Source organism: Algibacter lectus (genome assembly GCF_900112395.1).
Classification (GTDB): Bacteria; Bacteroidota; Bacteroidia; order Flavobacteriales; family Flavobacteriaceae; genus Algibacter; species Algibacter lectus.
The window spans coordinates 236,051-250,219 of the sequence record NZ_FOLN01000001.1; the positions used below are offsets into that span (position 1 = coordinate 236,051).

Annotated in this window: 7 protein-coding genes; all 7 read left to right on the forward strand. The window is 36.6% G+C overall.

Features of this window, described 5'->3' with window-relative positions:
- Window position 1 precedes the first annotated feature (1 nt).
- Entirely contained in the window at window positions 2–1,840 is a 1,839-nt protein-coding gene (locus BM246_RS00840; RefSeq protein WP_175489753.1) for a RagB/SusD family nutrient uptake outer membrane protein, read from the forward strand.
- Between the two features lie 37 nt (window positions 1,841–1,877).
- A complete protein-coding gene (locus BM246_RS00845; protein WP_083415660.1) occupies window positions 1,878–4,889 on the forward strand; it encodes a SusC/RagA family TonB-linked outer membrane protein in 3,012 nt (1,003 codons plus the stop codon).
- A 12-nt stretch (window positions 4,890–4,901) separates the two neighbouring features.
- Window positions 4,902–6,650, forward strand: coding sequence for a RagB/SusD family nutrient uptake outer membrane protein (locus BM246_RS00850; RefSeq protein ID WP_074935408.1), 1,749 nt, complete (start codon window positions 4,902–4,904; stop codon window positions 6,648–6,650).
- Window positions 6,651–7,476: 826 nt separating this feature from the next.
- Window positions 7,477–10,662 (forward strand): SusC/RagA family TonB-linked outer membrane protein, encoded by a 3,186-nt coding sequence (locus tag BM246_RS00855; protein WP_074935409.1) that lies wholly within the window; start codon window positions 7,477–7,479, stop codon window positions 10,660–10,662.
- A 10-nt stretch (window positions 10,663–10,672) separates the two neighbouring features.
- Complete coding sequence (locus BM246_RS00860) at window positions 10,673–12,388, forward strand: RagB/SusD family nutrient uptake outer membrane protein (RefSeq protein ID WP_074935410.1); 1,716 nt, start codon at window positions 10,673–10,675, stop codon at window positions 12,386–12,388.
- 191 nt (window positions 12,389–12,579) lie between these two features.
- Window positions 12,580–13,542 carry a sulfatase-like hydrolase/transferase gene (locus BM246_RS00865; protein ID WP_139221816.1) on the forward strand — a complete coding sequence of 321 codons (963 nt, stop codon included), beginning with the start codon at window positions 12,580–12,582 and terminating at the stop codon, window positions 13,540–13,542.
- 16 nt (window positions 13,543–13,558) lie between these two features.
- Window positions 13,559–13,735 (forward strand): hypothetical protein, encoded by a 177-nt coding sequence (locus BM246_RS19875; RefSeq protein ID WP_175489754.1) that lies wholly within the window; start codon window positions 13,559–13,561, stop codon window positions 13,733–13,735.
- Window positions 13,736–14,169 lie beyond the last annotated feature (434 nt).

Sequence of the window (14,169 nt, forward strand, 5' to 3'; positions counted from 1 at the left end):
TATGAAAACAAAAATATGGATCACCGTCTTTTCTTTATTTCTGTTAGCGTCGTGTAGTGAGGTTTTAGATATCTCTCCAGATGGCACACAGACCTTAGATGAGATCTTTAAAGACGAATCAACCACAGGTGGTTATTTAAGTTCATGCTACCAGTCATTTCCTGGATTTTCATATCGATACGTTGGCCTTGAGAATTTGCCTACCGCTATATCGGATGATGCTTGGAGTATTGGTCGTAATGGAGCCGGCAGCGCTAGTCTTTACTTAGGAGCAGTAACCACTGTTGGAAACCAAAACAAATTAGGCTATATGAAAGGCTTGTTCGGTAATGGAGTCTCTGGATGGAAATACTTCTATCTAAGAATACGTCGAATCAATGTATTTCTTAGTCGTATAGAAACGGCAGCAGTGCCTTCGGAAGCCGAACGCGCACAGTGGACGGCTGAAGCTAGAGTATTACGTGCTTTTTATTATACCGAGCTTATTAATCGTTACGGTAGCGTATACCTTATTACAGAACCTACTGAAGTTGGGTTTGATGAGTCAACGCTTGTATTATCGACATATAAGCAGATGGCTGATTTCATTATTAGCGAATGTCGTGAAGCCATGAAAGAAGATGAGCTGCCTTGGAGACCAGAATTAAGTGCCGACGCTAAACGTATGACAAAAAGTATAGCGGCTGGACTAAAATCCAAAGTAGCCCTATTTATGGCCAGCCCTTTGTTTGCAGATGGACAAGATTATTGGGCGGAAGCTGAAGCTATTTGTAAAGAATCGTTAGATGAGCTTTTAGCACATGACTTCGAATTATACACAACGGTTCGTAATACTTCTGTTTTTGGAGACAATGCTTATCAAGAATATAGTACTACTACCAGAGATTATTCCTCTTCTCCTCGAGATAAAGAAACCATTCTAACCACGAACAATGTAAGCACCAATTGGAATTATCAAGGACTACCCATTAATAATGCCACATCTGCGGGAATGGCACCTACGCAAGAATTGGTAGATGCATACCCAATGAAAAACGGAAAATATATCCTTGATCTAGGGGCACCTTATAATGATGTCAAGCATCTTTCACCGAATTTTAACTCTAACTCAGGCTATGACGAACAAGACCCATACATTGATCGTGACCCTCGTTTTTATGCTAGTGTTTATTACAACGGCTCAACGGCTCTTAACCAACAAAACCAACAGATAGAGATAGAGATATTTAGAACGGGTAACAGCAGTATTATGGGGAGTAATACCAAACGTACACAAACAGGATATTACCCACGCCGTCACTATAATCCCTTGTCACGTAGAGGTAAAAATGTGGCCATATCATGGCGCTATATGCGTTTGGCTGAGATATATCTAAATTACGCTGAATGTGCGATCGAAAACAACCACTTAACCGAGGCTTTAGCAGCGATTAAACCAATTAGAGATCGCGTAGGCATGCCTAATCTAGATGAAGTTGAAGATGTCACCATTGACCAAGCCAATCTTCGGTTAATGTACCGCAATGAACGTAGAATAGAAATGGCTTATGAAGAGACTAGATATTATGATGTACGTAGATGGACTTCTCCTGGTACCGATATGGACATTATTCGTTATGCTACCGGTATGTGGATCGAAAAAGATCCAAATGATGGTACTTTAAGTCATATGCGTTTTCAAGTAGGAGATGCCTATGATCCGGACACAAAAACATGGGCTGGAGATGGGCTAGAGAAAGCTTGTTATACATCCAAATATTTACTTCATCCGCATGATGCTTTAGAGGTGTCTAGGTTATTAAATAGTACCGGAGTTAATATTCAAAACCCTGGATGGTAATCTAGCATTGAAATGTTTACAATTAAATTTTAAATAAATGATAAATTTAAGAAATAATATGTCATCAAAAATAGTTTCGATCTTACTGATAATCTTCGTATTATCAATAGGTCATGTGAGCGCCCAAACAGAGGGTACTTATTTAGAAGGCTCGGTAAAAGATGTTTTTGGACATGTTTTATCCGGAGCCACAGTTAAAGCCCGAAATAGTTCCATCAGCACTGTTAGCAGTGTTAATGGTACATTTTCCATAAAAGAAGCTTTTCTGGCAGAAGATGAAGTTCTTGAAATTTCTTTAAACGGCTATAGAACACTTGTTCTAACCTTTAAAGAACAAGAAAACCTTCACGTAATTTTACAATCAGATGTTTCTGGGCGTGATAATACCGTATCTCTTTTAACAGGAGATAGGCCAATGAGTTCTGTTGGAGCTTCCGCGGTAACGATATCGCAGGATGTTTTATCCAGAACTAAGACATCATCCTTAGGAAGCGCCCTTACAGGACGATTCCCTGGTTATGCCGCTGGCCTTATAAGAGGCGCTTCTACAACAAACGCAAGAGGTTCTATTATATTGGTAGACGGAATGCTAACCAATACCTATGGTCACCTAAACTTAAACGATGTAGAATCGGTGACGATGTTAAAAGATGCCGCTGCAACTTCATTATATGGTTTTCAAGGTGGTAACGGTATTATTTCGGTAAAAACCAAGAAAGGTTATAATGGTGAGTCCACCATTACCGTGAATGCCAACTACACCATGCAAACACCTATTACAACACCCACTGTATTGAATTCGGGACAACATACCCGATTATATAACGAAGCTTGGGAGAATGATGGCAATACAGACCCTTCTATTTATACAGATGAGGATATTGCCAATTATGCGTCTGGTGAAAACCGCGAGTTGTATCCTAACAACAATTGGTATGATATGTTTATCAATTCATTAGTGGAAACTCAGGACATTAATGTAAGTGGTCGTGGAGGTTCAGATGTTTTTAAATATTATGTAGGAATGGGATATCTTCATCAAAATTCTCCTTACATAACAGATGGTACAGTTCCTGAAACTTATGGAACCAATCGTTTTGATATCAGATCCAATTTAGATATTAAAATCAATGACTACATTAGTGGTTATATGAATATTTCAGGACGAATTAATCGCTCGATGAATCCACAAGCTAGTGACATTTACTCAACGATTTTTAACCTAGACCCTACAGTTTATGGTCCACTTACTCCAGATGGGAATGTAGTTGTTACCGAAACCGAAGGAAATTCAGCCTATGCTAAAATCAACAGATCAGGATATCGTAAAACAACAAGCGTGAATATTTCTTCTATTAGTGGATTAAATTTCGACCTTAAAAAATTACTTCCAGGGCTGTCAGCCGGTGGTGAAATAAAGTACTATACAGTACCAACTTCTTTCATTTCGGGAAATACAGATTATGAAAGATGGGTACGAGATATGACCATAACAGACAACTTAGAATTCACAAGATTCGGTAGTTCAAGAAATGAACCTGTTAGCTTCACAAAATCTACTTCTAGTAGTTACAGAACAGAATACCAGGGCCATTTAAAGTATAAAAACACCTTTGGAGACCACAGCATCAACGGTACTGCTTTAATACAAAAACAATATTACAATTCGCAAGCAGCAGAAGGTTTTCAACCATTTATTAAAATGACTTACGGTTTTAATACCAGTTATGCTTTTAAGGATTTGGTATATGCGGATTTCGTTTCTAGTTACCAAGGGTCTGAACAATTTAGTCCTGAAAACAGATATGGATTTTTCCCCTCTATGTCTTCGGCTTTAGTGCTTTCAAACTTCGATTTCTTAAAGAATGATAAGACTGTAACCTTCTTAAAACTTCGTGGCTCTTATGGTCTTGTTGGTAATGATAATATTGCTGGAAATAATCGTTTCCTTTATAAAGACAACCTAAGCATAACCACTGTCGGAACTAGCATTATTAGAGAAGATCAGTTAGGAAACCCTAATATTACTTGGGAAACCTCTAGAATTGCCAATATAGGTTTTGATATTGGACTTTGGGATCAGTTAGCTTTGTCGTTTGAATACTTCGACGACCAGCGCTCCGATATTTTGGTATCTAACAGAATCATTCCAGCTATGCTTGGTATTGATTCCGGTTCTTTACCTTTAATGAATAATGGTGAAGTACACTCTTATGGATATGAAGCTCAATTGGGTTATCAAAAGGATTTCAACAAGAATTTTGGCTTTAAAGTAAACGGATACGTTGCTTTTAACGATAATAAAGTAGAAAACATTGCAGAGCTAAGTTTGGGAGATGATTATGCTTACCCTTACAGAACTACAGGATACAGTATTGGACAACAATGGGGCTATCTTATTGACTATTCCAATGGAAATGGTTATTTCAACAGTGCTGATGAAATTACAGCTTCAGGACTCGCTTACGACGGGGCATCACCAAGACCTGGAGATTTTATCTATCAAGATTTAAATGACGATGGTATTATCAATGCTCAAGATCAAGCTCCTATGGGATATTCTAGCATACCAAAATTTAGCTACGGAACTGAATTGAGTTTGAAATGGAAACAATTTGACCTTTCTGCCTTGCTCTATGGCGTTTCAAAGGTAAACTCTTTTAATAGTGGAGCTGGCTCTTATGAGTCTTATAATAATGGTACGTTCTTTACGCAGCACCTTAATGCCTGGACTCCGGAGCGTTATGCTAACGGTGAAAACATAACAGCACCAGCTTTATCACTTAACGGAAGTTCTAGTCATAAAGCCAATGATTATTACTATCAAGATAGAAGCTACCTCCAATTGAGAGAAGTAACAGTAAGTTATACTATCCCAGGCAATATAGCTAGTAAATTATCAAGCAAGGAAGCTAAGATTTACTTAAGTGGAAGAAACCTTTTTACAATCGATAATATGAAAAGTGATGACTTCACTGTTTTTATGGGAGGACCTAATAGTTCCCCTACACGTAGAGCCTTTGTTGCTGGACTTAACCTAACGTTTTAAAGAAATAGAAAAATGAGAAAAAAAATTATATTATTACTGATAACCGTCGGTCTATTCTTTCCCTCTTGTGAAGATGCTTTTGATTTTGGATCGGATGGACGCGTGACCTATGATGAAATTTTTTCGGATTACCTGTTAACAGGAAAATACCTTACAACAGCTTATTCCTACTTTCCCTATTATGGGGCAAGTAGCGCAGGCGGTACCTTTCTAGCGTCATTTACGGATGAAGCACAGGATGCTCAAGATGTAGTCCCTGGAAGTAATTCATTAAAATATTACGAAGGAAACATGAATTCCGCTAGCAACCTAATAAAGGGGTCGCTTTACGACAATATGTTTAAAGGTATCAGAACTTGTAATGTGTTTCTTGCCCGTGTAGATGATGTACCATCATTTACTATTCAAGAACACAGAGGTCAATGGAAAGCTGAAGCTTATTTATTAAGAGCCTATTATTATCTTCAACTCATCAAACGTTATGGGCCTATGCCTATTTTTAAAGAGGAACTCCCGTTGGATTATGATTTTTCAACAATGGAAAGACCTTCTTTTTACGAGAATGTACAGGCTATTATAGCCGATTGTGATGCTGCCTTAGCACAGCCTGAACTTTTATATCGTCAGGTAAGCGGTCTTCAAGATGGTTATATGACACGTGGTGTAGCTTACGCTATTAAATCACAAGCTATCCTTTTTGCTGCCAGCCCATTATGGAACGATGGTAATGACCATTGGGCTGAAGCTGCTACTGTAACTAAAGAAGCTCTTGATGCACTTGAAGGTGCAGGTTACGGTTTATTCAACCCATCTAATACATCAATTCCAGGTCTGTATAGTAAATATCAAGAATATTTCCTTACACAGCCAGAAAGTGTAGAGTTTCCTTCGGTAGAGAAAGAAACGATCTTAGGTAAATCAAGAATGACGTTGTGGTCTGGTTATAGTCTTCCTATTTTAGCCGATGTAACTAAAGCAGGAATAAGCCCTTCTCAAGAGCTAGTTGATGCTTATGAAACTATCGACGGGGTACCAGTACTTGATCCAACGATGCCTTATTTAGATGATGCACATTTGCAACCTAATTATAATTCGGCAAACACCATGTATGATCCAGAAAATCCATACGCGAACAGAGATCCACGTCTTTTTTCAACGATTTATTGCAACGGTAATTTCCATAATTTAAGTAATAATACGATTCCTGTTGAAACTTATGTGGGCGGTAGCTCTGAGATTTCGGATAACAGTAATCTAAACACTAGAACCGGTTACTATCTAAGAAAATTTATTCATTACGATTCAAGGAAAAACTCTAACAAAGATGGTTTCTGGCACGATTACAGAATGGCTGAAATGTATCTTAATTTTGCCGAGGCTGACTTTTACGCAAAAGGAGCAGTTACCACAGAAGCGCTTGCAGCTGTTAATACAATTAGATCTAGAGCGGGTATGCCAGACATTCAAATAAGCACTTCTACAAGTGAATTTGAATTGAAATTAAGAAACGAACGTCGAGTAGAACTTGCTTTCGAGGAACACCGCTACTATGATTTACGTAGATGGAAAATTCAAAGCGATTTTGAAGGTATTGTTACCGGCATGAAAATCACTAAAAATGGAGAAGATTTTGAATACGACAGAATTGTGGTACAGGAAAGAAATATTACAGATGAAAAGTACTTGATGTGGCCAATTCCTTTAACCGAACAAAACAAGTATAATGCACTTGGCGTAGAGTTTCAAAACGAAGGGTGGTAATTACATTTTACAACCTGTGAATACTATGAAAATTTGTTTTTAGAACTGGAATTAAAACCAAGGCTCCTTAAGTGTTAAAGCTATAGATTCTTCTTTTAAACACTTCCAGAAGTAACTAAAAACATATATAAAGCAAAAAGGCAATAAAAATCGACGATTTTTATTGCCTTTTTGCTTTTTTAATTTCACGTTGGTTTAACGTTACAAAAAAAAACATAGGCTTTACATACATTTAACTTTAAAACTAAGCATTCTCTCTTTAAAACTTGTAATAGCATCATTCTCCCCTACTCTAAACGAAGGACCGTATTAATTCCTCTCCTATTCTGTTGCTTTATTTTATCGAAACCCGCACTCTCATCACCTCATTACTCATAAAAAAATATCATACTAAATCTTGTTACTTAAACCTAATTAACACTGCACCTCTAGCAAATCCTCTTAAAAACATTTCTATCAACCATTAAAATGTTTTAAATACCATTTTAACAAGATATAAATACAGATGATTTTTATTAAAAAAAATCATGTTAAAACAAGATTATAAATATGTTTTACTTACGGGTATTCACAAAACACCCATAACCTAACGTTTCCTATAGATGAAAACACAGATAACATATCGGTAAAAAAAGCTACCAACAGTAAGTAAAACTTAAAATAATTAACAAAATTTAAAATATTCACATTTATTTAACATTTCCATGTATTAATACAAGATAGTTTCAGAAAAAATTATAACTTTATAAAATGATATTAATAACTTAACTAAGTTTTCATTTCAAAAACAAAAAATCCTATTTTTTTTAACTAACAAACAATCAACATGAAAGAAAAACGACTTAAAAGCAAACTAAAACTTAGCGCTGCAGTCATGCTATTTCTTTTTAGCAGTTTCTGCCTAACAGCTCAAACCATTTCAGGAACAGTAACTTCTAACTCACAACCACTGGCAGGTGCTAGTATTATTGAAAAAGGAACAACCAACGGGGTACAATCCGATTTCGATGGAAACTTCACCATTAAGAGTACTTCAAAAAATGCCACATTAACAGTCTCTTATGTTGGTTTTATTACAAAAGAAATCATTGTTAACAACCAAACTAATCTTTCCATATCTCTTGAAGAGGACGTATCGGGCTTAGATGAAGTTTTAGTTGTTGGTTATGGAAAACAAAAAAGATCGAATGTAACAGGTGCCATCTCGACTGTAGGAGAAGAAGTTTTTGAAGCAAGACCCGTGGCAAACGTTCAGCAAGCCCTACAAGGAGCTTCTCCTGGTCTACAAATAATGACAGGCACTGCAAGTGGAGAACCAGGGGCTAGCATGAATATGACTATCAGAGGATTAGCTTCAATCCAAGGTGGTAATGCACCTCTAGTTTTAATAGATAACATCCAGATGGGGATAAATGACATTGACCCTAACGATATTAAAACCATATCTATTTTAAAAGATGCCGCAGCATCTGCTATATATGGAGCAAGAGCTGCTTTTGGAGTTGTTTTGATTACAACAAAAACAGGAAAGAAAGATGGTGGAGTTAATGTTTCGTATTCCACAAATTATGCCGTTACTTCTCCTATGAATATGCCACAAAATGCCGATGCATTATCTTTTGCATATACTATGAATGATGCGAGAGCAAATATGGGATTAGGACCATACTATGATGCCACTGAACTGGAATATATAGCACAAAATTTAGCAAACCCTGGTAGCGCTCCAGAAGTACAGGAAGCTGCCAATGGATTATCTTGGAATCTTGGTACAGATGGAACTAATGCTTCCGCAGCAACAGACTGGGAAGACTTACTTATTAAAAAGACCAGTTCTAGAGTAAAACACAACATAAGCGTTTCTGGAGGCACAGAAAAATCGTCCTATTATTTATCTGGAGGATTCTATGAAGAAGAAGGGTTACTAAAAGTAGCAGACGACTATTTTACCCGTTATAATATTGATGCCAAAGTAACCACTGAAGTAGCACCTTGGATGGATTTATCACTTTACACAAAATATAAATATGAAGAGCAAGAATATCCAGCACACGCTACATCTGGATCGGGCCGCTCATTTGTGATGCTACTTATGACTCGATTAAAACCAACAAAACCTGCATTTTATCCAGGAACGGATGTTTGGACCGGAAGAATTGGAGAACAAGAGCTACAAAAAACAGTTGATAAGAAGAGGCAATTAATATTTTCTCCACGTATCACTCTTGAACCGATAAAAGACTGGGTTACAAATATTGAATTCACCTACCGCACAAACGACAACAGCGTTCAATCTCGCTTTCCAACAGTACCAAGTGCTGTACCTGATGGACTAGGCGGCTCTATAATAACCGCTTCTCAACAAGAGAACACGAGATACTACACCACCTTACTAACCAACACATATAAATCCCCAAACATATACACTAATTACAAGAAAAGTATAGGAAAACATAATTTTGATGTTACAGTAGGATACCAACAAGAAACATACAACTATTCAAATCTATTTACACAATCCAAATATTTATTAACCGATGCTATACCATCTATTAGTACATCCGTTGGAGAAATAACCGCACAAGATGGTTTAGGCCACTGGTCAACACAAGGTGCTTTTGGACGATTTAAATATGACTTCAAAGAAAAGTATTTATTAGAAATAAACGTAAGAAGAGATGCATCTTCAAAATTTGAAGCAGCGGATAGATGGGGAACATTCCCTTCTCTTGCGGCTGGCTGGGTGTTTTCTAAGGAGGACTTTTTTCCTCTAAAAGACCAAATAAACTTCTTGAAATTTAGAGGATCTTACGGTACTATTGGTAATCAAAATGTAGCCAACTACCTTCACTTCCCTACATTACCAGTTAATCAGTCCTCTTGGTTATTTGGAGGAGAACAAACATGGACAGTTGGCATACCTAGCTTAGCTAGTCAAGATCTAACATGGGAACAAGTAACCACACTAGATTTTGGTTTAGACCTTAGAACTTTAAATAATAGACTTAGTATTGTTGCGGATTGGTACCAATCTGAAATAAGTGATCTTGTAGGAGCAGGAGCCCCTCTACCAGATGTTCTAGGAACATCTGTACCTAAAATAAACAGTGGAGAAGTAACCACTAAAGGATGGGAACTTGAAATATCTTGGAGAAACACCGTTGGCAAGTTTTCATATGGCTTGAAAGGTGTATTATCTGATTATAAATCTAAAATCACAAAATACGACAATCCAACCAAAATTTTATCCAACTATTACGAAGGACAAGACCGCAATGAAATTTGGGGAATGGTAACTGATGGTCTTTTTCAATCTGCTGAGGAAGTTGCAAACTATGAAAATGACCAAATTTTTCTTGCCAATTCCTCTTATCTTCCAGGAGACGTCAAATATGTTGATTTAGATGGAAATAACGTTATTGATATCGGTGAAAACACTGTAGATAACCCAGGAGACAGAAAAGTAATAGGTAACAGTACACCAAGATATCAGTATGGCTTTTCAGCCGATGCTTCTTGGAAAGGGTTTGACGCCTCTTTCACCATACAAGGTATTGGTAAAAGAGATTTAGACCTAAGAGGACTTGGAACCTTTAGAGGTCCTGCTAACGGACCATTACACGCCAATGTTTATACCGAGCATTTAGATTACTGGAGACCAGAAGATACAACAAACCCTCTGGGAGCAAATACGGATGGTTACTTTCCTAATGCATACTTATCATTTACTGGAGACAACAACAAAAACTATCGATATGCAACAACTAGATACCTTCAAAATGGCGCGTATTTAAGACTTAAAAACGTTCAGATAGGGTATACTATTCCTAAAGAAATACTTAATAAAGCAAATATAAAGAATGCTAGAATTTATCTATCCGGAGAAAACCTACTAACGTTTACCGATTTAATGATTTATGATCCGGAAGCTTTTAGTGGTAGAGATGGACGTGTTGGAGATCAATACCCAATAAGTAAAGTAATTTCATTAGGATTAAACCTTAACTTCTAAAATTAAAACGATGAAAAAGATTTTATATATTTTAACCATAATAATAACCGGAATTTCATTTAATTCCTGTGAAGACGATTTGCTAGACAAAACTCCTCTAGACGGGATTTCTGATGCAGATTTTTGGAAAACAGAAAGTGATTTAGCGCTTTATTTAAACCAACTTTATGGCAATTTCGCTGGCTGGCCAGGTGCCGGCGCTGCACCCTCTTACGATATAGGAACGGATATTATTGTACCACATAGTCAATGGTTTGGTGCATCAAGCACTAACAGAATGGATGGAAAAATTAGCATCCCATCTTCTGGAGGAGGATGGAGCTGGACAAATGTTCGTAGAGTAAATTACTTTTTAGAAAATGCAGAAAGAGTAGAATCTGGTAACTTATTAAACCATTATATTGGCGAAGGACACTTTTTTAGAGCTTGGTTTTATTTTGAACTGTTCAAAAATTTTGGAGATCTACCCATTATAACAGAAGTTGTAGATGTAGAGGATGAAGATATATTATACGGTGCTCGTAGTTCCAGAACAGAGGTTGCCAACTTTATCCTTGCAGAACTTGATTTAGCTATTGAAAAAATGGAATCTGCTAGTCAAGTTGGTGCATCCCGATTAAATAAAGACGTTGCTGCCCAGTTTAAAGCACGTGTAGCAATATACGAAGGGACTTGGGAAAAATATCACCAAGGTACAGACTTTGCTGGAAGCACAGACGGCACAGGTTTTTTACAGCAAGCCGCAGATGCTGCATATAGCGTAATAGAAGGTGGAAGGTATTCACTTTATCAAGGAACCTCGACTGACGAAGCTTATTATGATTTATCCGTACAAACAGATTATAGCGGCAACCCAGAAGTTATGCTTTATAAACATTATGACTATCTTACATACAACATTCAAAACTCGTTATGGAACCAACCAAACCTACAAGGTATGTCTCGTGAAATGACGCAATTATACTTGGCCTCTGACGGAGAACCTATTGCTGTGAGCACTATGTTTAATGGAGATGAAACCTTAGATCTAATAGAAACAAATCGAGATCCAAGACTAGCACAAACATTAATGGCTCCTGGAGATTTGGATATAATAGCCCTAGATGGAAGCCAAAGCTTTTTTACACTACCAGACATGGATAGGTGTTCAACTGGCTATTCCATTGAAAAATGGCGTTCTAAAGAAATTGATGAAAGTAACTTAAGAACGCGTGATATCGGTTATATCTTATTTCGTTATGCAGAGTCATTGTTAATTTACGCAGAGGCTAAAGCTGAATTAGGAACTTTAACTCAGGAAGACGTTAATCTAACGATTAATAAATTAAGAGGACGTGTTGGGATGCCAGATTTAAATATTAACGCTATAACACCAGACCCAAACTGGCCAGATTACGGATATACTATTCCTGACTATTTGCAGGAAGTAAGAAGAGAACGTGTTGTTGAATTATTTGGAGAAGGCAATCGTTTATACGACCTAATGAGATGGAGAGCACATAATCTTTTTGTTGGAAAACGACCTATAGGAACCATGTATACGACAGAAATTGAAGCTAAATTCCCGAATTTAGTAACTAACAGCGAAGGATTTTTAGACCCATTAGTTAATGTCTTAGAAAACGGTGGTGGTTTTGGATTTAATCCAGATAGAGACTACCTATTACCACTACCAATAGATGAATTAACAATAAATGAAGAACTTCACCAGAATCCTGGTTGGTAATATATCAATCTATTCTATATTCTAAAAAGGAATAGAAAAGGTTTAATATAAATTCTAAAAGGCTGTCTTAATAAGGCAGCCTTTTTAGTGTTTTATAGTGTCGTTTTTAAAAATTCAGAATAGCCACGAAACAGAATATAGTGACTAAAACGAAAAACTATGAATCAAATAGAAATGAAAAAATCATTACTATGTATTCTAAGCTGTATTTCACTTTTCTCATATTCAAACAGGCAGAAGACAAAAAGGCAACACCTAATATCGTTATTATTGTAGCAGACGATTTAGGCTATAATGGTATCTCTACCTACGGAAACTTATATATTAAAACTCCAAATTTAGATTTACTAGCTTCCCAAGGTGTGTTATTTACAGATTTCCATTCTAACAGATCTGTTTGCAGCCCTACAAGATCGGCATTACTCACCGGAAAATATCAGCAACGCACAAGTATTGAAGCGGTCATTACAGCCAAAAACCATAGAGATATAGGTTTAAAACAAGATGAAATTACGATAGCAGAAGAATTTAAAAAACACAATTACACTTGTGGCATGTATGGAAAATGGCATTTAGGTTACGATAAAACATACAACCCAACACTTCAGGGGGTCGACGAATTTAAAGACTTTGTAAGCGGAAACGTAGACTATCATGCGCACTTTGATGCTGTAGACTATTTAGATTGGTGGAACGGTAGTAAAACAAAAAACGAAGCTGGCTATACTTCCGATTTAATAATTAAGTACGATGTCGAATTTACAAAAACGCACAGTACAAAACCATTCCTACTCTACCTACCACACGAAGCACCACACGAGCCCTATCAAAGACGTATTGCAAATGCATTAAGAGCTATTGGAACACCCGGAACAACGCGCGTGCCTGGACATAGTATTAAGGGTCTTTACAAAGAAATAGTGGAAGTCATGGGCCAAGGCATAGGTAAGATCATGGATGCTTTAAAAATAGGAACTACCAATAAGCAAACTGTATTCACTATGGATTTACCACCTGCCTTACTTGATTTTATTAGAGAACAACCAAGCGAAAAACACATAGATGGTATTAGTACAAAAGACCACCTTATTAACCAAACAGACCTACCAAAACGAGATGTTTTTTTACGCGTTTCGCAATCAAAGCTATATTAGAAGTGGTGAATGGAAAATGATTAAAACAAACACTGATATTGAAGATAAATTCGAACTTTATAAGTTATCGAGTGATATTGAAGAAAAAAATAATGTAGCACTAAATAACCCCGAATTATTACAGACACTACAGCACAAACTTACCCAATGGGAACAAAATGTTAGAGCCGGAGTACAAAACATTTCGAAATAATATAACACACTATAGTAAAAGCGAAAAGGCTGTCCATACAAGACGGCTTTTTTTAAGGTATATATTTTAAGAGTTATGCAATTTACCTACTCCTATTTACTTCCCATTTTGTTACTAATTTCTCTTAATATATCATTCTGTTCTCTTTTTAGATTTATAAATGTAGTCACCCATTTATAAATTAGATAAAGGATTCCAAATATAACTGCTAGGTAAACAATGAAAAATAGAAAAGGAAACACGGACATAAATAGAATAGGAAACATGGGCGTAATATTATTTTTAAATTAATGATTTTATAAAGAATTAAAAGAATTCGTTATCTCGTTGATAAAATAGTCTAAGTGGTTTTACATGCAGCTAAAAAACCATACGCATTTCAAACCTTTCCCCCAACTGATCAGCACCTTATAAAAGTAATCATTAATTATAAC

Coding starts and splice junctions, on each gene's coding strand:
- BM246_RS00840 (WP_175489753.1), top strand. CDS start 2: ATGAAAACAAAAATATGGATCACCGTCTTTTCTTTATTTCTGTTAGCG.
- BM246_RS00845 (WP_083415660.1), top strand. CDS start 1,878: ATGATAAATTTAAGAAATAATATGTCATCAAAAATAGTTTCGATCTTA.
- BM246_RS00850 (WP_074935408.1), top strand. CDS start 4,902: ATGAGAAAAAAAATTATATTATTACTGATAACCGTCGGTCTATTCTTT.
- BM246_RS00855 (WP_074935409.1), top strand. CDS start 7,477: ATGAAAGAAAAACGACTTAAAAGCAAACTAAAACTTAGCGCTGCAGTC.
- BM246_RS00860 (WP_074935410.1), top strand. CDS start 10,673: ATGAAAAAGATTTTATATATTTTAACCATAATAATAACCGGAATTTCA.
- BM246_RS00865 (WP_139221816.1), top strand. CDS start 12,580: ATGTATTCTAAGCTGTATTTCACTTTTCTCATATTCAAACAGGCAGAA.
- BM246_RS19875 (WP_175489754.1), top strand. CDS start 13,559: ATGATTAAAACAAACACTGATATTGAAGATAAATTCGAACTTTATAAG.